This is a genomic window from Allobosea sp. 2RAB26, assembly GCF_052115465.1.
Lineage (GTDB): Bacteria > Pseudomonadota > Alphaproteobacteria > Rhizobiales > Beijerinckiaceae > Allobosea.
Map to the genome: position 1 here is coordinate 110377 of NZ_JBFRGS010000016.1, position 20040 is coordinate 130416.

General features: G+C 63.9%; 27 protein-coding genes and 1 tRNA gene. 16 read left to right on the plus strand and 12 right to left on the minus strand.

The window, feature by feature from the left end; genetic code table 11:
* Positions 1-102: 102 nt before the first annotated feature.
* The 6 genes from AB4118_RS26055 to denD (AB4118_RS26080) are packed head-to-tail and all read left to right on the plus strand — an operon-like array spanning position 103 to position 5190.
* On the plus strand, positions 103-942 hold the full coding sequence (locus AB4118_RS26055) for an isocitrate lyase/PEP mutase family protein (RefSeq protein WP_441492465.1): 840 nt from the start codon (positions 103-105) through the stop codon (positions 940-942).
* Entirely contained in the window at positions 939-1265 is a 327-nt protein-coding gene (locus AB4118_RS26060) for a hypothetical protein (RefSeq protein WP_441492466.1), read from the plus strand. The genes AB4118_RS26055 and AB4118_RS26060 overlap by 4 nt, the downstream gene beginning before the upstream one ends.
* A complete protein-coding gene (locus tag AB4118_RS26065) occupies positions 1262-2386 on the plus strand; it encodes a GNAT family N-acetyltransferase (protein ID WP_441492467.1) in 1125 nt (374 codons plus the stop codon). The genes AB4118_RS26060 and AB4118_RS26065 overlap by 4 nt, the downstream gene beginning before the upstream one ends.
* Positions 2387-2418: 32 nt before the next feature.
* Positions 2419-3165 (plus strand): SDR family oxidoreductase, encoded by a 747-nt coding sequence (locus AB4118_RS26070; protein ID WP_441492468.1) that lies wholly within the window; start codon positions 2419-2421, stop codon positions 3163-3165.
* A 19-nt stretch (positions 3166-3184) separates the two neighbouring features.
* Complete coding sequence (gene denD, locus AB4118_RS26075; protein ID WP_441492469.1) at positions 3185-4180, plus strand: D-erythronate dehydrogenase; 996 nt, start codon at positions 3185-3187, stop codon at positions 4178-4180.
* A gap of 26 nt (positions 4181-4206) precedes the next feature.
* The gene (gene denD / locus AB4118_RS26080; RefSeq protein WP_441492470.1) at positions 4207-5190 is read left to right on the plus strand and encodes a D-erythronate dehydrogenase; all 984 of its coding nucleotides are present in this window, start codon (positions 4207-4209) and stop codon (positions 5188-5190) included.
* Between the two features lie 58 nt (positions 5191-5248).
* Here the strand turns inward: denD (AB4118_RS26080) and AB4118_RS26085 are convergent, their stop codons facing one another.
* The 3 genes from AB4118_RS26085 to rplU all read right to left on the minus strand — a co-directional run bounded on the left by AB4118_RS26085 (position 5249) and on the right by rplU (position 7078).
* Complete coding sequence (locus tag AB4118_RS26085; RefSeq protein ID WP_069878797.1) at positions 5249-5884, minus strand: GNAT family N-acetyltransferase; 636 nt, start codon at positions 5882-5884, stop codon at positions 5249-5251.
* Between the two features lie 153 nt (positions 5885-6037).
* The gene (gene rpmA, locus AB4118_RS26090) at positions 6038-6304 is read right to left on the minus strand and encodes a 50S ribosomal protein L27 (RefSeq protein WP_043241804.1); all 267 of its coding nucleotides are present in this window, start codon (positions 6302-6304) and stop codon (positions 6038-6040) included.
* Between the two features lie 99 nt (positions 6305-6403).
* Complete coding sequence (rplU, locus tag AB4118_RS26095) at positions 6404-7078, minus strand: 50S ribosomal protein L21 (RefSeq protein WP_069878798.1); 675 nt, start codon at positions 7076-7078, stop codon at positions 6404-6406.
* 303 nt (positions 7079-7381) lie between these two features.
* Here rplU and AB4118_RS26100 point away from each other — a divergent pair.
* Positions 7382-7471, plus strand: a tRNA-Ser gene (locus AB4118_RS26100).
* A 55-nt stretch (positions 7472-7526) separates the two neighbouring features.
* On the opposite strand, the gene AB4118_RS26105 is transcribed toward AB4118_RS26100, so the two are convergent.
* Together AB4118_RS26105 and AB4118_RS26110 are read right to left on the minus strand one after the other, a co-directional pair.
* Positions 7527-7817, minus strand: coding sequence for an I78 family peptidase inhibitor (locus AB4118_RS26105; RefSeq protein ID WP_441492471.1), 291 nt, complete (start codon positions 7815-7817; stop codon positions 7527-7529).
* A 44-nt stretch (positions 7818-7861) separates the two neighbouring features.
* A complete protein-coding gene (locus AB4118_RS26110) occupies positions 7862-8395 on the minus strand; it encodes a hypothetical protein (protein ID WP_441492472.1) in 534 nt (177 codons plus the stop codon).
* Between the two features lie 145 nt (positions 8396-8540).
* Here AB4118_RS26110 and AB4118_RS26115 point away from each other — a divergent pair, with 145 nt between their 5' ends.
* The gene (locus AB4118_RS26115; RefSeq protein ID WP_441492473.1) at positions 8541-9053 is read left to right on the plus strand and encodes a PRC-barrel domain-containing protein; all 513 of its coding nucleotides are present in this window, start codon (positions 8541-8543) and stop codon (positions 9051-9053) included.
* Positions 9054-9658: 605 nt separating this feature from the next.
* Here the strand turns inward: AB4118_RS26115 and AB4118_RS26120 are convergent.
* Positions 9659-9820 carry a hypothetical protein gene (locus AB4118_RS26120; RefSeq protein ID WP_441492474.1) on the minus strand — a complete coding sequence of 54 codons (162 nt, stop codon included), beginning with the start codon at positions 9818-9820 and terminating at the stop codon, positions 9659-9661.
* A 712-nt stretch (positions 9821-10532) separates the two neighbouring features.
* On the opposite strand from AB4118_RS26120, the gene AB4118_RS26125 reads away from it, so the two are divergent.
* Positions 10533-10616, plus strand: coding sequence for a hypothetical protein (locus tag AB4118_RS26125; RefSeq protein WP_441492535.1), 84 nt, complete (start codon positions 10533-10535; stop codon positions 10614-10616).
* Here AB4118_RS26125 and AB4118_RS26130 read toward each other — a convergent pair.
* The 3 genes from AB4118_RS26130 to AB4118_RS26140 all read right to left on the minus strand — a co-directional run bounded on the left by AB4118_RS26130 (position 10583) and on the right by AB4118_RS26140 (position 12816).
* Positions 10583-10798, minus strand: coding sequence for a DUF2934 domain-containing protein (locus tag AB4118_RS26130; protein ID WP_441492475.1), 216 nt, complete (start codon positions 10796-10798; stop codon positions 10583-10585). The two genes, AB4118_RS26125 and AB4118_RS26130, sit on opposite strands and share 34 nt — an antisense overlap.
* A 162-nt stretch (positions 10799-10960) precedes the next feature.
* Entirely contained in the window at positions 10961-11485 is a 525-nt protein-coding gene (locus AB4118_RS26135) for an L-2-amino-thiazoline-4-carboxylic acid hydrolase (protein WP_441492476.1), read from the minus strand.
* A 326-nt stretch (positions 11486-11811) separates the two neighbouring features.
* Positions 11812-12816 (minus strand): SphA family protein, encoded by a 1005-nt coding sequence (locus tag AB4118_RS26140; protein ID WP_441492477.1) that lies wholly within the window; start codon positions 12814-12816, stop codon positions 11812-11814.
* A 201-nt stretch (positions 12817-13017) separates the two neighbouring features.
* On the opposite strand from AB4118_RS26140, the gene AB4118_RS26145 reads away from it, so the two are divergent.
* On the plus strand, positions 13018-13296 hold the full coding sequence (locus tag AB4118_RS26145) for a hypothetical protein (protein ID WP_441492478.1): 279 nt from the start codon (positions 13018-13020) through the stop codon (positions 13294-13296).
* 114 nt (positions 13297-13410) lie between these two features.
* Here the strand turns inward: AB4118_RS26145 and AB4118_RS26150 are convergent, their stop codons facing one another.
* On the minus strand, positions 13411-13716 hold the full coding sequence (locus tag AB4118_RS26150; RefSeq protein ID WP_441492479.1) for a hypothetical protein: 306 nt from the start codon (positions 13714-13716) through the stop codon (positions 13411-13413).
* 209 nt (positions 13717-13925) lie between these two features.
* On the opposite strand from AB4118_RS26150, the gene AB4118_RS26155 reads away from it, so the two are divergent.
* Positions 13926-14189 carry a hypothetical protein gene (locus AB4118_RS26155; protein WP_441492480.1) on the plus strand — a complete coding sequence of 88 codons (264 nt, stop codon included), beginning with the start codon at positions 13926-13928 and terminating at the stop codon, positions 14187-14189.
* A 120-nt stretch (positions 14190-14309) separates the two neighbouring features.
* Positions 14310-14615 carry a hypothetical protein gene (locus AB4118_RS26160; RefSeq protein ID WP_084651267.1) on the plus strand — a complete coding sequence of 102 codons (306 nt, stop codon included), beginning with the start codon at positions 14310-14312 and terminating at the stop codon, positions 14613-14615.
* 192 nt (positions 14616-14807) lie between these two features.
* On the opposite strand, the gene AB4118_RS26165 is transcribed toward AB4118_RS26160, so the two are convergent.
* The gene (locus AB4118_RS26165) at positions 14808-15410 is read right to left on the minus strand and encodes a hypothetical protein (RefSeq protein WP_441492481.1); all 603 of its coding nucleotides are present in this window, start codon (positions 15408-15410) and stop codon (positions 14808-14810) included.
* Positions 15411-15602: 192 nt separating this feature from the next.
* On the opposite strand from AB4118_RS26165, the gene AB4118_RS26170 reads away from it, so the two are divergent.
* The 4 genes from AB4118_RS26170 (at position 15603) to AB4118_RS26185 (ending at position 19468) form a co-directional block, all read left to right on the plus strand.
* A complete protein-coding gene (locus AB4118_RS26170) occupies positions 15603-15872 on the plus strand; it encodes a hypothetical protein (RefSeq protein WP_441492482.1) in 270 nt (89 codons plus the stop codon).
* A 115-nt stretch (positions 15873-15987) separates the two neighbouring features.
* The gene (locus tag AB4118_RS26175) at positions 15988-16308 is read left to right on the plus strand and encodes a polyhydroxyalkanoic acid system family protein (protein WP_441492483.1); all 321 of its coding nucleotides are present in this window, start codon (positions 15988-15990) and stop codon (positions 16306-16308) included.
* Between the two features lie 216 nt (positions 16309-16524).
* A complete protein-coding gene (ybaL, locus tag AB4118_RS26180; RefSeq protein WP_441492484.1) occupies positions 16525-18258 on the plus strand; it encodes a YbaL family putative K(+) efflux transporter in 1734 nt (577 codons plus the stop codon).
* A gap of 280 nt (positions 18259-18538) precedes the next feature.
* Positions 18539-19468 carry a lipid kinase gene (locus tag AB4118_RS26185; protein WP_441492485.1) on the plus strand — a complete coding sequence of 310 codons (930 nt, stop codon included), beginning with the start codon at positions 18539-18541 and terminating at the stop codon, positions 19466-19468.
* 92 nt (positions 19469-19560) lie between these two features.
* Here AB4118_RS26185 and AB4118_RS26190 read toward each other — a convergent pair whose 3' ends face one another.
* Positions 19561-19989, minus strand: a complete 429-nt coding sequence (locus AB4118_RS26190; RefSeq protein WP_441492486.1) for a VOC family protein — start codon at positions 19987-19989, stop codon at positions 19561-19563.
* Positions 19990-20040 lie beyond the last annotated feature (51 nt).

The following is a 20040-nucleotide window of genomic DNA, read 5'->3' on the forward strand; positions in this document are numbered from 1 at the left end:
TCGGCGCCGAGCCTTGACGCATGACGTGAAGGGCTGACAAACGGCACGCGCCCGGACAGTATGGGGCATCGCTCGGCCAACTCGCATCTGAAACGATTTAAAATGACCGACAGTCCGCAGATCGCCGCCTTTCGTGCACTTCACGAATCTGGCTGCTTCGTCATGCCGAACCCATGGGATGTCGGTTCGGCGCGCTGGCTGCGCGGGCAGGGTTTCAGGGCACTGGCCACGACCAGCGCCGGTTTCGCCTTCACGCAGGGGCGGGCTGATCAGGACGTGCCGCGCGACATGATGCTCGCTCATATCGCGGATATGGTGAAGGCCGTACCGGACCTGCCGATCAACGCCGATTTCGAGAACGGCTATGCCGACGAACCGGCCGATGTCGCGCTCAATGTGAAGGCTTGTGTGGCGACCGGTGTTGCCGGGCTCTCGATCGAGGATGCGACCGGGCGCGATGACGTGCCGCTCTATCCTTTCGAGCTCGCGGTCGAGCGGATCCGCGCGGCGCGGCGGGCGATTGACGAGACCGGCTCCGGCGTTCTGCTGACGGCGCGTGCCGAGTGCTTTCTCACTGGCCATGGCGACCCGCTGAACGAATCGGTCAGGCGCATTGCCGCCTATGCCGAAGCTGGCGCCGATGTGCTCTACGCGCCCGGACCAAAGACACGCGAGCAGATCGCCGCGATTGTCGCGGCTGCCGGCGGCAAGCCGGTCAATGCGCTGATCTATGGCGATTTCGGCCTGACGGTGTCTGATGTCGCCGCACTTGGTGTCCGGCGCATCTCGATCGGCGCGGCGCTGGCGCGCGCGGCCTGGGCTGCCTTCATCGAGGCGACACGCCTGATCACCGAGCAGGGCAGTTTTGCAGGCTTCGCCGGCAACGGGCCGTCGGTCCCGCTTAACAATTTCTTCGAGGACGACCTCAAGGCGCGCTCGTGAGCAGCGAACTCGTCATTGCGCCCGAATGGCTCGGGCGAAGCGGCCTCTGGATGATCGACGCCAAGGGCAGGCGCAAGGCGATCGACGCTGAGGACGCCGGTCTCTCCGAGGCGTTCGGCGATCGGCTGGAAGCCTGGATGGATGCGTTCGACGCGATCTACGATGAAGAGGACGAGGCGGCGTCGGCCTTCGCGAACGAGGTCGAGCGGCTTGTCTGGGAGGCGGAGGGTTCAGCGCTTGCCCATGCGGCCGCTGCCGAGCTCGGTGCTGGCTGGAATATCTCGCTCGATCTCTCCGCCTGGCATGCGCGGGGGAAATCATGACCCTTTCGCCTGATTGGAAAGCACCGCCCTTTCCGCCGGCCAAGGTACTGGAAGGGCGCTATTGTCGGCTCGAGCCGATCGATCCGGACCGGCATCTTGACGATATCTGGCAGGCCAATGGCGGGCATGATCAGATCTGGACCTGGATGCCGGCCCATCCGCCGCAGGATCGCGAAAGCTATCGCGAGCTGCTGACGACGATGGCGGCGAAGGCCGGCATCGTGCCGTTCGCGGTGATTGACAGGGCCGACGGCAAGGCCAAGGGCCATCTCTGGCTGATGGAGATCAGGCCCGAGCATGGCGTCTTCGAGGTCGGCTACATCACCTATTCGCCGAGCCTGCAGAAGACCCGGGTTGCGACCGAGGCGATCTATCTGTGCGGCGCCTACGGATTCTCGCTCGGCTATCGCCGTTTCGAGTGGAAGTGCAACACCCTGAACGAACCGTCGAAGCGAGCAGCGCTTCGCTTCGGCTTTCAGTACGAAGGCCTGTTCCGCCAGCACATGGTGGTGAAGGGCAGGAATCGCGACACCGCCTGGTATTCGATCCTCGACAGCGAATGGCCGGTGCGGGCGCAAGGCTTCCAGCGCTGGCTGGATCCCGCGAATTTCGACGCCGAGGGCCGGCAGAAGCTGGCGCTCGGGACCTTCAACCAGATGCTGGGCGGGATCGATGGGCTGTCCTTGCGCCGGGCGTCATCCGGCGACATTCCCGCCATCAGGGCGCTGAAGAGCGCAGCCTATACGCCGAACGAGGCCATTATCGGCGTGCCTTCGCTCCCGCGGATCGCCGATTATGCGCAGGTCGTGGCCGAGCATGAGGTCTGGCTGGTCGACGGCGACAACGGGCTGGATGCCGCGCTTGTTCTCGAGATCTCTCCGGACGATTTCACGATCTGGAGCGTGGCGGTCTCCCCAGGGGCACAAGGGCGCAAGCTCGGTCTGCTGCTGATGCGCTTTGCCGACGAGCGCGCCGCCGCACTCAGCTTTGGTTCGGTGCATCTCTACACCCACGCGAAACTGACCGAGCGCATCGCCTGGTATGAGCGCCTGGGTTTCGCGGTTACCCATCACACTGATCTGGCCGATCGGCGCCTGACGCATATGCGCAAGCAGCTCTGACAATAAGCCGGCTTAACAAGAGGACCAAGGACATGGCAGGACGTTTGAAGGGCAAGGTCGCCGTCGTCACGGCCGCGGGGCAGGGCATCGGCCGGGCGATCGCGGAAGCCTTCGTCAGGGAAGGCGCGACGGTCTGGGCAACGGACAAGGATGTTGCGCTGCTGGAGGGAATCCCGAAGGCGAAGAAGCGTAAGCTCGACGTGCTTTCGAGCAAGGCCGTCGACGCTTTCGCCGAGAAGGTCGGACCGATCGACATCCTGGTCAATGCCGCCGGCTTCGTTCACCACGGCACCGTTCTGGACTGCGACGACAAGGCCTGGGATTTTTCCTTCGACCTCAACGTCAAGTCGATGCACCGCACGACCAAGGCCTTCCTGCCGGGGATGTTGTCGAAGGGCGCGGGCTCCATCGTGAATATCGCTTCGGGCGCCGGCTCGGTGCGCGGCATTCCAAACCGCTATGCTTATGGCGCGACCAAGGCGGCCGTGATCGGCCTGACCAAGGCAGTCGCCGCCGACTACATCAAGAAAGGCATTCGCGCGAACGCAATCTGCCCGGGCACGATCCAGTCGCCCTCGCTCGACCAGCGCATCGCCGATCTCGCCAAGGTGACGAAGACGACCGAGGCGGCTGCGCGTCAGGCCTTCGTCGACCGCCAGCCGATGGGCCGGCTTGGCACGGCCGAGGAAATCGCCTGGCTTGCCGTCTATCTGGGTTCCGACGAGTCGAGCTACACCACCGGGCAGATTCATCTCGCCGATGGTGGCTTCGCGCTCTGACGCAGGGAAGGGCGCGTCGATGCACGTCCTGGTGACAGGTGCGGCCGGCATGGTCGGCCGCAAGCTCGCAGCGCAGCTGGCGGCTGACGGTGCTTGCGCCGGCAGGGCCATCAGCAAGCTGACGCTGACCGATGTCGTTACGCCGGAGACGCCCGGGGGCTTTGACGGCGAGATCGAGATCCGCACCGAGGATTTCGCCGATCCCGCCATCGCCGCGGAACTGATCGGGGCCCGCCCGCTCGTGATCTTCCATCTTGCTGCGATCATCTCCGGCGAGGCCGAGCGAGATTTCGACAAGGGCTATCGGATCAATCTCGACGGGACCCTGAGCCAGCTCGAGACAATCCGCCGGGAAGGACGGAAGGATGGCGGCTCCTATGTGCCCCGTCTCGTCTTCACCTCGTCGAGCGGCGTGTTCGGTGCGCCCTATCCGGCGGTGATTCCGGACGAGTTCCATGCCACGCCGCTGACCTCATACGGGACGCAGAAGGCGGTCGGCGAGTTGCTGCTTGCGGATTACACGCGGCGGGGTTTCGTCGACGGTGTCGGAATCCGCTTCCCGTCGATCGCGGTACGCCCAGGCAAGCCGAATGCTTCGGCCGGGGGCTTCTTCTCCAGCATCATCCGCGAGCCGCTGGTCGGGCTGGAGGCGTCATTGCCGGTCGGCGACGATCTCGTCTTCACGCATGCGAGCCCGCGTTCGGCTGTCGGCTTCCTGCTCCATGCTGCCGGGCTGGACCGCGAAACCCTCGGTCCGCGGATCAATCTGACCATGCCGGGCGTCTTCTGCTCGGTCGGGGAGCAGATCGCGGCCCTGCGGCGCGTGGCCGGCGAGAAGGCGGTCAATCTGATCCGCCGTGCTCCGGACAAGGCAGTCACCGAGATCGTCGCCGGCTGGCCGACCGGCTTCGAGGCCAGGCGCGCGCTTGGGCTCGGCTTCCGGGCCGAAAAGGATTTCGACGAGATCATCCGCGTCCATATCGAAGATGAACTCGGCGGGCGCCTGCCACACTGATCAACAACAAGCACCAGGAAATCCCCATGCATATTCTCGTTCTCGGTGGCGCCGGCATGGTCGGCCGCAAGTTCATCGAAAGACTGGCCCATGACGGTCAGCTCGGCGGCAAGCCGGTCACCAAGATCACGGCCCAGGATGTCGTCGCTGCAAGCGCGCCAGCCGCAGCGCCCTTCATCTTCGACGTCGTCGTCTCCGACATGTCGAACGAGGGGGAGGCCGAGTCGCTGATCGCTTCCCGCCCCGACCTGATCGTCCATCTCGCGGCGATCGTCTCGGGCGAAGCCGAGGCCGATTTCGACAAGGGCTACCGGATCAATCTCGACGGCACGCGCCATCTCTTCGAAGCGATCCGAAAGGTCGGCGGCGGCTACAAGCCGCGTGTCGTCTTCACCTCCTCGATCGCGGTCTTCGGTGCGCCCTTCCATGAGAAGATCGAGGACGAGTTCTTCACCACGCCGCTGACCTCCTACGGGACGCAGAAGGCGATCGGCGAGCTGCTGCTCTCCGATTACTCCCGCCGTGGCTTCTTCGATGGCGTCGGAATTCGCCTGCCGACGATCTGCGTGCGTCCGGGCAAGCCGAACAAGGCCGCGTCCGGCTTCTTCTCCAACATCATCCGCGAGCCGCTGAACGGTGAAGAGGCGGTGCTGCCGGTTTCCGATCAGGTCCGGCACTGGCATGCCTCGCCGCGTTCGGCCGTCGGCTTCCTCATCCATGCCGCGACGATGGATACCGGCGCCATCGGGCCTCGCCGCACCCTGACCATGCCCGGCTATTCCTGCACGGTGGCGGAGCAGATCGAGGCGTTGCGCAAGGTCGCCGGCGAGAATGTGGTGAAGCGGATCAAGCGGGTTCCGGACCCGGTCATCGATGGCATCGTTGCCGGCTGGCCGCGCAACTTCAACCCGCAGCGTTCGACCGCGCTCGGCTTCAAGGCGGAAGCGAGCTTCGAGGAGATCATCCGCGCCCATATCGATGACGAGCTTGGCGGCAACTTCATTAGGTAAGCCTAGAGCTCACGGCCAACAGCAATCAGCCCCGGCATCATCTGCCGGGGCTTTCGTTTCAGGCGACGCAGAATTCGCCGGGGGTCTCGATTTCGGGCGCGTGGGTCCAGCCCGTTGCTCCCCAGCTCTTCAGGGCAGCCCAGGTCGAGCGGTCGAGCCGGTACTGCTCGCAGGGGAACAGCCCGCCGCGAGCCGGCAGCGACTTCAAGAAGGAGCCCTCCTGCCGGAAGCCGGACTTCTCCAGCACCCGGCGTGAGGCCGGGTTGATGACGCGCGTGTCCGCCTCGATCGCCGGAATGTCGAGCAAGGTGAAGAGCGTGTCGATCAGAGCCTGCGCGGCCTCGGTCGTGTAGCCCTTGCCCCAGTGCGGGGTGCCGAGCCAGTAGCCGATGAAGGGGATGCCGGTCGCCTGCTTATGGGCGCCGATCATGCCGATGAGCTCGTTCGGCCTGGAGCGCGGCGTGATCGCCAGCGCCAGATGCTCGCCGAGCGCATTGCCCTTGCGCATGGCGAAAATGAAGGGCTCGACCGCATCCGCCGGATAGGGATGCGGGATCGAGGCCGTCATCTCGGCCACGGCTTTCTCCCCAGCCTGACGCAGGATGGCGGAAGCGTCTGCCATGCGCGGCCAACGCAGCCAGAGACGGCGGGTCTCGAGCCGGAAGACATCGTCGCGGGTCAGTTCGGGGAACATCGGTCTCTCCGTCGGCGCAAACGAAAAAAGGGAGCTGGGACTTTGGTCCCATCTCCCCTTTCGCTTGACCTTCGGGAGACCCTTGTCGGGCCTTGCCCTTGATCCGATCGGTTCGATGGAACCGGCGGATCAAGGAACTTCCCTATCCGCCTTTTACTCTGCGGCCTCTTGGGCCGGGACTACGTTCACGAAAGCTCGGCCGAGTTTCGTCGTGAATCGGACTCGTCCATTGGTCGTCGCAAAGAGCGTATGGTCTTTGCCCATGCCAACGTTCACGCCGGCATGCCACTTGGTGCCGCGCTGACGAATAATGATGTTGCCGGCCACGACCGCCTGGTCGCCGAAGCGCTTCACGCCGAGACGCTTGCTTTCGGAGTCGCGACCATTGCGCGACGAGCCGCCTGCTTTTTTGTGAGCCATAACGCCCTACCTCGAAACTACTGTTGTCTCTCTAACCCGAATCGGCGGCAAAAGCCACCGGTTCGGAGATGAAAGCCGAAGACTGCCTGACAGGAGCTGTCAGTAGTCCTCGCCGGAAGCCTGTTCGGCCTGGTCGACCTTGGCGCGCGGGGGCTTGCCGGCCAGGAGTTCCTTGGCCTGAACAACCCACTCCTCGCGGGTGGCGCGGCCACGCAGCTTGAGCTCTTCGTCCCACTTGGCGACGTCGGCCTCGGACCAGGCGGCGATGTCGTTCCAGGAGGTGATGCCGGCAGCGCGCAGCTTCTTCTCGATGGTCGGGCCGACGCCCGAGATCAGCGAGAGGTTCGAGGCGTCGAGCGCCTCGGCCTTGGCTTCAGCCTTCGCCTTGCCCTTGACGGCGCTGGCGGCGGCCTTCACGGCAACGGTCGAAGCGTCACCCTTCTTCATCTCGGGCTTCTTGCCGCCCGTGAGGATGTCGGTGATGCGCACGATCGTCAGCTCGGCGCGGAACCCACGCTTGCGCTTCGAGTTCTGGCGGCGGCGCTTCTTGAAGGCGATGACCTTCTCGCCGCGAGCCTGGCGCACGATCTCACCGGCAACGGTGATCTCGGCCAGTTCCTTCGCGCCGAGCGTCGACTTCTCGCCGTCGGTCAGCATCAGGACGTTGCCGAAGGCAACGGTATCGCCAGGCTCGCCTTCGAGCTTGGCAATGGTGATTTCATCGTTCGCGGCGACGCGGAACTGCTTACCGCCGGTCTTGATGACTGCGAACATCGTTGTTCTCCATGTTCAGCCCCGCCCTGTCATGGCCTCGCGAGGCGCATGCGGGACGGCTTTTTGGCAGTCGTTACGTGGTCGGGTTCACTCTTCGATCATGCCGGATGCCGCGACGCGGAGCCGGACACGCAAAAGAGATCAGGCGCGGGTTTCCCCACGCCGGACGAGGCTCGATAGTCTTGGCGGCTCTTCAGGTCAAGTCGCGAGGCTTCAGATTCGTCGGATTTATGACAGCGAGGAGACTTGTAACCGTCCGATGTGGCGTGTAGTAACCAGCCCGCTTCGACCGAAGGCGACCGCGGACAGGTGGCAGAGTGGTTGAATGCACCGCACTCGAAATGCGGCATACCCGCAAGGGTATCGGGGGTTCAAATCCCTCCCTGTCCGCCATCTTCCCGCTCAGGGGTTTCATCGCCCCGAGCAATGGCCGGAGCGCCGTTTGACGTCAGCCGCAGAGCGCCCGCTGGATTTTTCCGCTCTCATCCACCTCGATCGTCACCCGCTCCCGGCGGTAATCCATTGTCATGGGCGAGCCGGGTGAAAGACGTCGCAGCACACTTGCGCCGGTCGCACGCATGACCTCGGCGTCGCTCTTGCCGATCTGCCCTGCAAGGCGCTTTGCTCCTTCGGGCGAGCACGGACTTGGCGGCGCGGCACTGGATGGTTGACCGGCGGCCGTGCAAGCAGCGAGCGCCAGTGCTGCGATCGAGCCGAGGAGGTGAAGAGATCTGGTCATGGGGCAAGACTATACGCGAATTGCCCTTCGCCAAGCCCCGGTCCTCAAGGGCTGCGCTGTTTTCCGCTGAGGCGCAGGTCGAGGTTCTGCCCTTGCCCCGGCTGGCTCGCTCTGAGCGCCAGGGCCAACCCCTCTGCGTGCCGGCTGATCGTCAGCGTGGCCGGCGGACTGGGCCGAACGCTCTCCGCCGTCTCGCGGAAGGACAATGCGAGATTGTCACCACGACGCGCGCCGGCGAGGTTTGCCACAGTGCCTTTGCTCTCGCGGAACTCACCGTCATAGCGCTGCGTCCTGGGATCATAGCGCAGATCGATCTTCACCGTCGTGGAGAGGACCAGCGCGGTCGAGCAATGGCCGCTTAGAGTGACCCGGGAGCCCTGCTGATCGCCGTCGAATTTGCAGCTCAGTTTATGGCTCGATCCGCCCGCATTTTCGAGCGTCCCGGTGCCCGTAAAGTGTCCTTCGAACGCCTGTAGAAAGGACGCTTCGTCGATCATGGCCTGCTGGGCTGAAGCCGGTGTCATCGCGGTCGTCGCAAGCATCACGGTCAATGCCTTGAGCATGTGATCATGTTTCATGGCCGTTCCTCCTGCCGGCTAAACGCCCGAGGCAGGGATCGGATCAGTCCTTCTCGAAAATCGTGATCTCCTCGAGAGATGTTCCTCCGCGCGCTCCTGCGAATCTCCAGGCGCGCGATGCAGATGTCAGAGGTCCGACCGGGCCATGAGCCCCCTTGTCGCACTGCAGATATTCCCGGAACCGATCGGGAGGCCGGGAATTACCTCTCTGTCACGCCGCAGCGGTCTCCGACTGCGGCCCAACAAGAAGGTTATCCCAAAAATGCGCCCCATTGCTCTTGCTCTCGCCGCCACCATGCTTTCCAGCGCCGCTTTCGCACAGACCGCTCCCACTCCGGCTCAGGCTCCGGTCTTCGTCTCAGTGAACGAAGCATCCGCCCTGACTAGCAGTCTCAAGGGGCTCAACGTCAAGAATGCCGGTGACGAGAATGTGGGCGAGATCGAGGACGTCGTCATCGCCGGTAACTCCCTCGCCTCTTACATTCTGTCGGTCGGCGGCTTCCTTGGAATGGGCACGCACTATGTTGCGGTCAGCCCGAACGCGCTCGCGATCACCTGGAATGCGACGGACAAGAAGTGGAATGCCAGGATCAACGCCACCAAGGACCAGCTGAAGGCGGCGCCGCAGTTCAAATATGAAGGCCGCTTCGCGAAATAGGCTCAATCGCCATAGCCTTGAACAGGGCCCGGCTCCTTGAATGGGGCGCCGGGCCCTTACGCTGTGGGACACGGCACTCTCGCGGAAACCCGCCTGCCGGATTGATCGCCGCGCCGGAGTGTTCAGTTCCAGGCCTCGTCTCCCTCGCCTCACCATCGCGGTCGCGGCGGAACTGACGAGGCGCGATCGACACCCGGCGCGACACGCGCGGAAGTTGCGAAGCTCACCACCGCAGATCGATGATACGCAGCATAAAGTCTAGCTGTCGGCCTCCCGAAGCGTGTGGAATCGTTTGGTCAGCCGGGAGAGAGCGCAGGGCTAGTAATAATCTCGAGGGAACGCCGTTCTGCGGGAGGAGGCTGCTGTTCGGGAGGGCGGCAGCCTCTTTCCACAGGGCGGACATCGCTTTTCCCCTTCGGCTTCAGTCGCGGCAACTCCTGACACAGTCTTCAGCGAATCTGTATGATCGGGCGCGGGGGCTTGAACGGTGTGCAAGGTCAAGGGCGAGAGCCAGACGGCATCGTATGCCACGGGGCCTGACAAATGGTGTCCCGCGCCAATGCGCTCTGCGCCATCTGTCCTGTTGGGGGTCGAAGCCCGGCGCCTCATTTCGGATTGCCTGTCGGTCCCGAGCGGCGGCGGACAAGCAGGAGAGACTGTGCTGCAAGCTGCAGTGCTTCGTCCGCCCGGCGCTGCCATCGACGCGCGCCGAGGATATCTCCGAGCAGAAGCCCACTGATGAAGGCGAGGATGAGCCATCCGATCATGTTGGGTCTCTCCCCGGGAGGAGGGACCATGATGCTGGCGGCGCTTGTTCCCCGGCAAGCGACGAAGGTCCTGGCTTTTTGAGCGACGCCCCGCCGTGGCGCGCCAGGGCATCGCACCCGACCGTTGGTGCGGATGATGGCCTGGCTTTCTGAAAGGCGACGCCGGTTGCTCGATCAGCAATTGGACAACCTGAATTCGCCACATTGTTCCGCTAACAGTGCCGGGTCGACTTAGAAATGCTCGGCTTGGCCCATGTCTCCTGAGAGAGCGCGGAGCCTCAACCCGTATCCCTTCGACGATTGATCGCTGCCTCGATGCAGCGCGCTCGTCGCATGCATTTCGCTCGACGATTCTCCAACACAAATGCCTTGCGGCCTCGCCGCCTGGCCAATGGACCTACATGCACAACAACATTGAAACGAAGCCTGTTGAGGCGCGTGCGCGCCCCGAGATCTTGAGGAAGAATGCCATCGTCCCGCTCAGGGCAGATCCGAACTGGAAGCCCGAACCCTGTGGCCTCAGCCGTGAGGAGCTCCGCAAGATCGTGGCTGAGATCCTAGGTTAGGGAGAAGCAACGATGCCTCGCACCTACTCCATCCCGTCGCGCCCGCGTCCATATCGGGTGCCGCAGTCCGGGCGCGCCGAACAGCGCCGCTCCAGGGCGCGCGGCAGCGCTATGAGCGTGCCCTGAAACTTGGTGATGCCGAAGCCTTGGCCGGTCATCGCATCGAGGCCGAGCGCTACTATCAGCTGGCCGAGCACTATCTGCGATCCGGCAGCGGTCGAGCCGCGTGAGAGCGGATCTCTAACGCGGTATCCCCGACTTGTGTCCCGCCGGCTTCGTGGTTGCGGAAAGCCCAAATGACTTTGGCCGCTTCCCAATGTTCGCGATCGCGGCCGTCCGGCTGGCCTTGCTCCATCCAGAGGGCATAGGCGATTTTGCGGATTTCCCGCTGGGCACTGTTCTTGCTGGCCATCAGTCGCTCCCTTCGCCAGTCACAACCGGATGAAACCGCGGGTCCGCTCCGGCGTTCCCCCGCTGCGACAATCTGGCTCGACCCCAGCGCCTAGGCTCGAGCCGCATCCTTTCTTGCGGCGATCCGTGCCGGTGAAGCGAGGTCGCAGGAAGGCGGTGCTGCTCACTCCGGGGTGGTGTCGAGCCTGTCCGAGAAACGATACTTGAAATCGCAGTGCGAAGCGCCCTCCATCACGGTCTGGCTGCGTTCCAGCGAGATCCGTGGGTCGTAACCCGTGCAAAAGACGCCGTCGCGATTGCACGAGAGCAGATGGCCGATATGGCCGAGGCCCATCTCCCGATAGGTCTCGGCATAGCGGCACCGTTTGACGTTGTAGTGAAATTCCGCGTCGGTGGCCTTGATGACCTCGATCGTCAGCGCATCGTCCTGCGTCCAGAGATCCTGGAGTTCCTGGAAGGTGCGCAGTGTCGTCCCTCCCGGTGTCTTGGCGGCAAAGGCCTTGCCGGTCTCAACGGCGGCCCGCCTGATCGCCGTGTCGAGAATGGATTGTGCCAGCTCTTCGCCCAGCTTTTCACGCATGACCTCGTAGATCGGCGCGATGATTCCGGCCTCGATCTTGCGACGTGCGAGAATTCCGATCTCGCCATCGATCGCAGTGCGCGAACCGGCCTCAGAGTCCTTGTCCATCATGGTATTCCCCTGGATTGCCCGGCGTCGGCATCGCGCTGGCACGACGAGGCCCGCTGCCGTCGGATGATGTCATGCGAGGCCGGCCCGACCGCCGCAAATGATAGCGTCGCATCTTGGCTCGATGGACGGAAATGACAAGATTCCCTGCAGGCAGCCGGCACGGCAGCCTGGCATGCCGGTGACACCGGCCAGCGTCAGCGCGTGGCTTTGTGGCAGCCTTCGTGGAGCGAGAGCGGAGTCTTGATGGGGACGCTGCGTCCGCGACCTTGGCCGGCAAAGTTCGGTATCGCCGGACGGACCAGGTTCTTGGCCGGGGTGTGGGGTCAGTGCTTGACGATGGTCGGCTTGGGCGCTGCCGGAGCCGCCTGTCCCCCGAGCGGGAAGGCGACTGTGAAGAGCCCGATCGTACCGCGCGGGCGGTTCTCGACCCCCACCTCGCGAAGGACCTTCAATCGCGTCGAGATCGGGAGGCCACCAACCTCGAAATTATAACCGATGGTTCCGCCGATCGCCGTGGTCCGACCCTTGAACGGGCCCAGCGAGGCGCCGCTGCCGCCATCCCCGCTCACCTGCTGGTAATGGCCGACCTGCACGCCGATGGAAAAGTCCTTGCTCAGGTACTGGCTGATCGAAAGATCGGCGTGAAAGGCGTTGCCGCTGTTGTAGTCGGTGGCAGTGTTCGTGCCGTTGATCTCGAATCCGGCTGCGGCCGAGACTTCCAGCCCCGTGGTCGTGTTGAGATAGGTCACGGCGCCGTAGAGGTCGCCAATCCAGCGATTGAGCGCGACATTCGACAGCTGGCCGTCCTGATAGGCGCCGGCGGGAATGTTGACGGCAACGCCGGTCGTCCAGTGGAAATTGCCGGAATGCCAGCCGATGAAGCTGGTGACGACGGGATCGCCGATGTTGAAGGTGGCGTCGCGCTGGCTGAAGGCGAAAGCTCGCCCCAGGCGCGGGGCGGCAATTAGGGCTCCGGCGCTGACTCTCGGAATGCCGAAGGGCAAGGTCACGGCGAAGCCGAGATTGCCGCCCAGGACCTCGAGCGGAGTCACCCAGGTCGGTGTCAGGAAATCGACCCGCGCCTCGACCTTGACATCGCTGAGGACAGCCCCGCCGAGCTGGAGACGGCGGGAGCCCGGCAAGCTGCCGGAATAGCTGTAGAAATCATTCTGAAAATAGAAGCCCGGCGGCGGCACCAGGCCCGATAGAGCCCCGCGCAAGCCTGGGATATAAAGACTAGCGCCGCCTTCGGTCGCAAATGCCGGGCCCGCTGCCAGGCCAGCGAAGGCGCAGATTGCGGCACCGATTTTCAAAACGTGCCGCCGCATCGATTCGGTCCCCCACATCGTGATGGAGGGAAGCTGGGCCGGCCTCGGTTTCATCGTCAAGCGAAGAGTTTTGGTGCAGAGGCAGAAGACTGGCGAAGGTTTTCGAGTGTGGTGTTTACGACCCGGTAAGACGCAGACGATGTTATGCTGGGGTGCAAGACGGGTGCGCAGACCGAAGAGGCTCCAATCCATGACTGTCTCATGAGCAGAGTTCTGTTGAGCGGCCTTGCGGCAGCGACAATCGTCGCTGCACTGTCGTCGCGCGCCGAGGCTTTCTGGGAGCGCTCCCAGATCATGGCCTGTGCGGAAGCCCAGACCGAAGCAGAGCGGATCAGGCGGCAATGCTGGATCTTCGCTCCTGTGCCGGAGTTTCCGGCGCCGGTGCTGTCCGGGTACCGGTATGTGCCTTATGAGAAACGCTCCGGGCGCGCGCGTGGTCCCTGGCCGAATGGCGAGAAGGTCATCCGGCGCCTCGGCTAGGTCTTTCCTGAACCGAACGAGCGTTTGCCGCGGCGTTTCCTATTGTCGTGCTGCCGCGAAGGAACGAACGAAACCCGACGCAATCCGAGCCTCGGGCCGATCCCCAGGCGGGTCTCAGCACTTATAGACTGTGCCGGCGGTGCTGGGTCCCTTCCAGGTATGGGCCGCGACCGGTGAGACCACATGTGTCCCGCCGGCTTCGGCGGCACGGATCTTCAGCCTGGCAAGGGCACTGTCGCGGGCGCTGTCGATCAGCAGCGTCTGATTGATGGTCGAATCGCCATTGATCTCCGCGATCTCCTTGCAGGCTTGAACGATTTCCTTGTTCTCCGTCACGACGACTGCGTTGGAGCGCGAGTTCGGAACGGCGCAGGCGGCGAGTGCGAGCGTCGACAGGAGCAGTATCGGGCGCAGTAGCATCGGGGTCTTTCCTGAAGGCCTATGTGTGGCCATATCACATTTCGCACGATCAGCCGCCTGGCTGCAATTTCGGGAAACAGGCCGCCGCGGACGATCGCATTGAACCGCGGACGCAGGTGTTCTATCCCGGGGCCGCTTTCACTCAGGTCGCTTCAAGAGCCGCAGGCCCATCGCGCCGCAGCCGGCGACCTTTCGCATAAGGATCGACCATGGCCCGCAAGAAATCCAAACCGCTCGATGCCGAGTTCGTCATGTTCGACATCGTCTATTCCGACGGCTCGCGCTCGTCGAACCGGCGGGTTCCCTCCGACCTGCTCGGCGGGCTCGATGGTGACGAGCCGGCGCGCGAGGCCATCATGGAACAGGACCAGATCATCGCGGAGAAGTCCGGCAGGCCGGCTCTCGCGATCACCTCGCTGACCCGTTCCGGAAAGGCCGCCCCGGAAAAGCCGGCGCAGAAAGCCCGCCGCTAGCAGGCGTAACCGCGACGCCACACATGCGGAAACCTTAATATCTCGTCTGCCTTGACGGTTGCCGTAGCGATAGTTTTCATGCGAATTGGCGGTCTTGGGTGGCTGAAAAAGGATATATTGATGCGTTCTCTTATTGTCGTGGGGCTTCTGGCCGCGGGGCTGGCCGGCTGCCAGACTGCACAGGAATCGATGGCCGACGCAGAAATCACCTGCGAAGCTCAGGGCTTCCGTCCGGGCACGCGCGCTTATCAGCAGTGCCGTTCTGCCAATTATGTCGAGAACCGCCGTGCATCGAATGAGACCGCCAGTGCGGTGACCGCCGGCGTTGCCGCGGGCGTCGTCGGCGGCGCAATTGTCGGTGCCGCAGCGTCTCGCCCCTATTACGGTCGCGGCTATTACTATGGCCGTCCCGGCTACTGGTGGTGACATTCCATTTCCGGGAGGCTTCGGCCTCCCGGTTTTTGTTTGAAGCGCGCACTGGTTGGTTGACCGGCTGCAGGTCTCGCCCGATCACTTTTTAAGATCACCGGACTGGATCTCGAAATCCGTCCAATGATTTCACTTCCCTGTTTGCATCGGCTTGCCCGAAGGCCGCGATCCACCTCTCGGGCCGATGCTCTAGCGTTTCGTGCTGCGGCGTCGCACCGGAGCCGGCGCTGGCTCGCTCGATGACGTCAGCAGCGAGCCGAGCACATAGACCGCGATGCCAATGCCGAGCAACGCTGCGAGCGGTTCCTTCTCCGTCCGTTTCGCCAGCAGGCGGCTGCCATCACGGGCATAATCCTGGGCGATATTGCCTGACGATTGCAGCCAGCTTTCGCCGGCCTTCATCGAATCTCTCCCCGCCTTGATCATGTCGTCTCCGCCATAATCGGAGAAAAGCCGGCGCAGGCGCCCGTAGTCGGGCTCCCATTGCGGTCGTGCGGGGCGCATGCTCGCCCAGGCGATCAAGCCGACGCTGAGGGCGCCGAGGCCGAAGGCGACGACCGGATGGCGTTGGATCGCGCGCAGGGCAACCTCGCCCTTTTCCTGGGCGTAATGCCCTGCCTCGCCGGGATCTACATCGCGGATCGCGTCCTTGGCGCGATCATAGCCATCCTTGACGGTCCCAGCGAGATCGGCCGCCTTGGCGCGGATCGTATTGCCGGCACGCTTGGCCTCATCCTCTGCCTCGTCCCAATCCTTCGGCATGTCGGGCGGAAACGCATTGTTGGTCGCCATCGCGGACACTCCAGTCTCTCGTTTCGGGTGTGCAAACTGAACGATGCTGCGGCGACAGAGTTCCGTCAGCGTTCACGGAAATGTGCCGAGCCTGCCGGCTAAGGCTTGTTGAGGCCGACTTCCGGTCACGAGGGTGCCCAGATTGGATGCGAGGTCGTCACCATCCGATCGGGATCGACTAAGGAGATGATCATGGAAACACAGCACCTTCAGATGCAGTGCAACCCCATCATGACCGACCCGGAATGGATTGCCCTTGAAAGCCTCGACGAGGAGACCAAGCACTTCATCTTCGACGATGCCGTGTTGCTGTCGCTGCGGCAGCGGGGACTCGTGGAGCCGGCCGATGGCCTGTGGCGTGTCACTGCGCGCGGCCACCGGGCTCTGAGCGAGCGCAACTATTGGTGGCTCGCGCATACCCAGGCCTCGCGCTCGCTCTGCTCCAGCGCGTTCTCGGGGTGAGCGGAAGCCCTTTCGGCCAAAACCCGGTCTCATGGCCATCATTGGCCGGGTGTGCCTCTGGATATCGCGCGGCGATACATCACATGACAGTCAGTCGTCCTGATTGAAGAGCGCCATGGCCAAGCCTGTCAGCATCACCGTTTCTCATGACCTCGGACGCGAGGCCGCCCTGGACCGGCTGCGCAGCGGCATCGACCGCATCCGCGACAAGCTCGGCATGGTGAAGATGCAGCTGGTCGAGGAGAACTGGGACGGGGATGCCGTCCAGTTCGGCGTCGCCGCACTCGGCTATACCGTCAGGGGCAAGCTCGAGGTCGAGGAGACGCTTGTCCGCATCGAGGTGATGTTGCCCTGGGTGCTCGCGGTCTTCGCCGAGAAGCTCAAGCTCGGCGTCGAGAAGCAGGGACAGGTCCTGCTCGAGAAGCCACGCTCCTGATCACAGGTGGCGGGCGCTGCCGGAACGCTTCGCGTTCGTAAAGTTTCCGTTCACCATCAGGCTGCTGCAGTGACCCATTGCGACAATTCGCCGGGCACGATCGGCAATATTATTGCTGCCTGAAGCGAGAGGGGCGGCGCGCTGCGGTTGAAATTCCACCTTCCGCCCGCCATGGTCTGACAACCCCTTTTCATCACTCACCGCTCCGGGAGACCAATGCATCACGGCCCGCTGATCGCCATCCTTGTCGCGGGCCTCGGCCTTGCTTTCGTCTTCGGGGCGCTTGCCCAGAAATTCCGCTTCCCTCCTCTCGTCGGTTATTTGCTCGCAGGCGTCGCGGTCGGGCCCTTCACCCCGGGGTTCGTCGCGGATCAGGGGCTTGCCAATCAGCTGGCCGAAATCGGCGTCATCCTGCTGATGTTCGGCGTCGGCCTGCATTTCTCGCTGAAGGACCTGCTTTCCGTCAAAGCCGTTGCCGTGCCCGGCGCCATCGTTCAGATCGGCGTCGCGACCTTGCTGGGCCTCGGCCTCGGCTTGCTGCTGGGCTGGACATGGGTCGCAGGCGTGGTCTTCGGCCTCGCTTTGTCGGTGGCGAGTACGGTCGTGCTGTTGCGGGCGCTCCAGGAGCGTCGCCTCGTCCAGACCGAGAAGGGCAAGATCGCGGTCGGCTGGCTGATCGTCGAGGATCTCACCATGGTCCTCGCGCTGGTCCTGATTCCGGCGGTCGCCGATGCGCTGAACGGCGCGCGGCCGGGTGCGCCGAGCCCGCTTGCGGCCCAGTTCGATCTGGGGCTGTGGGGCGTGCTCGGGCTGACCCTCGCCAAGGTCATCGCCTTCGTCGCGTTCATGCTCATCGTCGGTCGTCGCGTCATTCCCTGGTGCCTGCACTGGGTCGCCCATACCGGCTCGCGCGAGCTGTTCCGGCTGGCGGTGCTCGCTGTCGCTCTCGGTGTCGCCTTCCTGGCAGCTAGCCTGTTCGGTGTCTCGTTCGCGCTTGGTGCCTTCTTCGCGGGCATGATCTTGAGCGAGTCGCCGCTCAGCCAGCGCGCCGCCGAGGAATCCCTGCCGCTGCGCGATGCCTTCGCGGTGCTGTTCTTCGTCTCGGTCGGCATGTTATTCGATCCGGGGATTCTGCTGCGCGCGCCGAGCCCGCTGCTCGCGACGCTCGCGATCATCCTGGTCGGCAAATCGGTGGCGGCCTGGCTGATCGTGCGCGCCTTTGGCCGGTCGAATGCGGTGGCGCTGACGATCTCGGCCAGTCTGGCGCAGATCGGCGAGTTCTCCTTCATCCTGGCCGGGCTTGGCGTTTCGCTCGCGATCCTGCCGGAGCAGGGGCGCGACCTGATCCTGGCCGGCGCGATCCTGTCGATCCTTCTCAACCCCGTCCTGTTCGCGATCGTCGAGAAGATCAGCGCGGAGACGCAGCCGGCGAAGCCGAAGCCGAGCGTGGCGGCGCCCGCGCCGGCGCCTGAGCCCGAACGGGATATCGTGCCGACCTCGCTTTCCCAACACATGATCGTCGTCGGTTACGGTCGTGTCGGCTCATTGCTGGGGGCCGGGCTGCTCGCGCATGGCGAGAAGCTGCTGGTGATCGAGGACCAGTCCGATGCGATCGAAGCCGCCAGGCGCGATGGGGCCGAGATCATCGTCGGGAATGCGGCTGATCCCGAAGTCCTTTCGGCTGCGGGTGTGGCGCGGGCCAAACGGCTCTTCGTGGCGATTCCGCAGAGCTTCGAGGCCGGCCAGGTTTGCGAGCAGGCCCGGCGCGACAACCCGACGCTGCCGATCGTCGCCCGCGCGCATTCGGATGCGGAGGTCGAGCACCTGACCAAATGCGGTGCGACGCTGACGATCATGGGAGAGGCCGAGATTGCGCGCGCCATGCTGGCGCTGTGCGTGAGAGCGGATTCGGCGCCAACCGAGCCGCCGCCATCGGCAGAAGCAGCTTGAGGTTTCCGCTGGACCCCACGATATCTGCGATTGCCGGAACCCGCCTTCGTAGGTCTCGGTGGAAGCGAGTTCTTGCGGATTGAGCCGGTCGGCCCAATGCCTGACGCCCGTTCGCGAGTGTGCTCAGGTGGGGCTCGGTTTCCGATTTCGGCGCATCGGGAAACCGGTCCGTCCGATCAGGGCAAGCCCCGGTCGGACCGCCGGAGACGGGCCTTGCGGTTGAAATCGGCGGGCAGCTTCCCCACCTGCCTTGCCCGATCTCCTGCCAACCCAAGAGCCGATGAGCCAATTGACCCAGAAGCGCGCGCTGCTGCTGCGCAATCCCAAGGCGCGGCGTGGCCAGGAGTCGATCGTGCCTCTCCTCGAGCGGCTGGAAGGCGGCGGGCTCACCGTAAGCGTTGAAACCTTCGAGGCATTGCCCGAGATCGCCCGCGATATCGTACGCCTGCGCCACATGGCGGACCTCGTCATCGTTTGCGGTGGCGATGGCTCGGTGTCCTCTGCGGCGCTCGCGGCGATGGAAAGTGGCCTGCCGCTGGGCATCATCCCGATGGGCACGGCCAACGACCTGGCTCGAACGCTCGACATCCCGATGGACCTGCTGGCAGCCGCCGATGTGATCGCGCGTGGCGAAACGCGCCCGGTCGATGTCGGCACGGTCAATGGCCACGCCTTCTTCAATGTCGCGAGCATCGGGCTGAGCAGCGAGCTCGCGCAAAGTCTCGACCCGGTGCTGAAGCGGCGTTTCGGAAGGCTGGGTTATGCGCTGGCCGCCATGAAGGTCATGACCCGGGCGTCGAGGTTCAGCGCGACCATCACCGAGAAGGGGCGGGCGATCGACGTCGAGACCTATCAGATCGCGGTCGGCAACGGGCGGCACTATGGCGGTGGCAATGTGGTGCAGGAGAATGCCGAGATCGATGACGGGCATCTCGACCTCTACAGCCTGGAGATGACGAACCTCTGGAAGCTGGCATTGATGCTGCGTTCATTCCGCTCGGGAACTCATGGTGCGTGGCGCGAGGTTCGCACTGCGAAATGCGTCGAGTTCGACATCGAGACGAAGAGGCCCATGCCGATCAACACCGACGGTGAGATCGTCACTGCAACGCCGGCCCATTTCAAGGTTCATCCCAAGGCCATCTCGATCTTTGCGCCGGCCTCCGCCACGCATTTGGGAATGGCCCGCCCTTCCTTGTATCACCGTTGACGAGGCGCTTTGGCGTGGCAGGGCTGCCTGGCAACATGGCCGCGATGCTGGGCGGACGGTAAGGCCGAGCCTCGCGACCTGCTCCGCTGCCGTCAGGCCGGCACAGTGTCTGCCGCGGGCATCGCGGCCTTCATATCCATCCACGCCAGCTCGAAGACATGGCCGTCCGGATCCTCGTAGGCGCGGTTATACAAGAAGCCCAGGTCAATCGGGTCACGAATATCGGCTCTCCCACCGGCGCTGGCCGCGGTTTCCGCCAAGCTATCCACCTCTTCGCGACTGTCGCAGGAAAGGCAGAGCAGCACCTGGCAGGTCGCATGCGCATCGGGAATCGGCTTCGATATGAAGGTCGCGAAATAGCCGTGCGTCAGAAGCTGAAAGGTGATCCGGTCCGACCAGACCATCGACGACGCGCTCTCATTGCTGAACTGATCGTTCTTCCGGCAGCCGATCGCTTCGTAGAAGCGGTTCGACGCGGCAAGATCCGCCACCGGCAGGTTTACGAAGATCATCTTGGTCATTCTTTGTCTCCTTGGACGAGGCCTGCTTGCCTCCATCCCAAGGACGATCTC

Bases quoted from the DNA above. Each gene is read 5' to 3' on its own strand.
- AB4118_RS26055 (WP_441492465.1), top strand. From the start codon at position 103: ATGACCGACAGTCCGCAGATCGCCGCCTTTCGTGCACTTCACGAATCT.
- AB4118_RS26065 (WP_441492467.1), top strand. From the start codon at position 1,262: ATGACCCTTTCGCCTGATTGGAAAGCACCGCCCTTTCCGCCGGCCAAG.
- AB4118_RS26070 (WP_441492468.1), top strand. From the start codon at position 2,419: ATGGCAGGACGTTTGAAGGGCAAGGTCGCCGTCGTCACGGCCGCGGGG.
- denD (WP_441492469.1), top strand. From the start codon at position 3,185: ATGCACGTCCTGGTGACAGGTGCGGCCGGCATGGTCGGCCGCAAGCTC.
- denD (WP_441492470.1), top strand. From the start codon at position 4,207: ATGCATATTCTCGTTCTCGGTGGCGCCGGCATGGTCGGCCGCAAGTTC.
- AB4118_RS26085 (WP_069878797.1), bottom strand. From the start codon at position 5,884: ATGTTCCCCGAACTGACCCGCGACGATGTCTTCCGGCTCGAGACCCGC.
- rpmA (WP_043241804.1), bottom strand. From the start codon at position 6,304: ATGGCTCACAAAAAAGCAGGCGGCTCGTCGCGCAATGGTCGCGACTCC.
- rplU (WP_069878798.1), bottom strand. From the start codon at position 7,078: ATGTTCGCAGTCATCAAGACCGGCGGTAAGCAGTTCCGCGTCGCCGCG.
- AB4118_RS26105 (WP_441492471.1), bottom strand. From the start codon at position 7,817: ATGACCAGATCTCTTCACCTCCTCGGCTCGATCGCAGCACTGGCGCTC.
- AB4118_RS26110 (WP_441492472.1), bottom strand. From the start codon at position 8,395: ATGAAACATGATCACATGCTCAAGGCATTGACCGTGATGCTTGCGACG.
- AB4118_RS26115 (WP_441492473.1), top strand. From the start codon at position 8,541: ATGAGCCCCCTTGTCGCACTGCAGATATTCCCGGAACCGATCGGGAGG.
- AB4118_RS26120 (WP_441492474.1), bottom strand. From the start codon at position 9,820: ATGATCGGATGGCTCATCCTCGCCTTCATCAGTGGGCTTCTGCTCGGA.
- AB4118_RS26130 (WP_441492475.1), bottom strand. From the start codon at position 10,798: ATGGCCAGCAAGAACAGTGCCCAGCGGGAAATCCGCAAAATCGCCTAT.
- AB4118_RS26135 (WP_441492476.1), bottom strand. From the start codon at position 11,485: ATGGACAAGGACTCTGAGGCCGGTTCGCGCACTGCGATCGATGGCGAG.
- AB4118_RS26140 (WP_441492477.1), bottom strand. From the start codon at position 12,816: ATGCGGCGGCACGTTTTGAAAATCGGTGCCGCAATCTGCGCCTTCGCT.
- AB4118_RS26145 (WP_441492478.1), top strand. From the start codon at position 13,018: ATGAGCAGAGTTCTGTTGAGCGGCCTTGCGGCAGCGACAATCGTCGCT.
- AB4118_RS26150 (WP_441492479.1), bottom strand. From the start codon at position 13,716: ATGCTACTGCGCCCGATACTGCTCCTGTCGACGCTCGCACTCGCCGCC.
- AB4118_RS26155 (WP_441492480.1), top strand. From the start codon at position 13,926: ATGGCCCGCAAGAAATCCAAACCGCTCGATGCCGAGTTCGTCATGTTC.
- AB4118_RS26160 (WP_084651267.1), top strand. From the start codon at position 14,310: ATGCGTTCTCTTATTGTCGTGGGGCTTCTGGCCGCGGGGCTGGCCGGC.
- AB4118_RS26165 (WP_441492481.1), bottom strand. From the start codon at position 15,410: ATGGCGACCAACAATGCGTTTCCGCCCGACATGCCGAAGGATTGGGAC.
- AB4118_RS26170 (WP_441492482.1), top strand. From the start codon at position 15,603: ATGGAAACACAGCACCTTCAGATGCAGTGCAACCCCATCATGACCGAC.
- AB4118_RS26175 (WP_441492483.1), top strand. From the start codon at position 15,988: ATGGCCAAGCCTGTCAGCATCACCGTTTCTCATGACCTCGGACGCGAG.
- ybaL (WP_441492484.1), top strand. From the start codon at position 16,525: ATGCATCACGGCCCGCTGATCGCCATCCTTGTCGCGGGCCTCGGCCTT.
- AB4118_RS26185 (WP_441492485.1), top strand. From the start codon at position 18,539: ATGAGCCAATTGACCCAGAAGCGCGCGCTGCTGCTGCGCAATCCCAAG.
- AB4118_RS26190 (WP_441492486.1), bottom strand. From the start codon at position 19,989: ATGACCAAGATGATCTTCGTAAACCTGCCGGTGGCGGATCTTGCCGCG.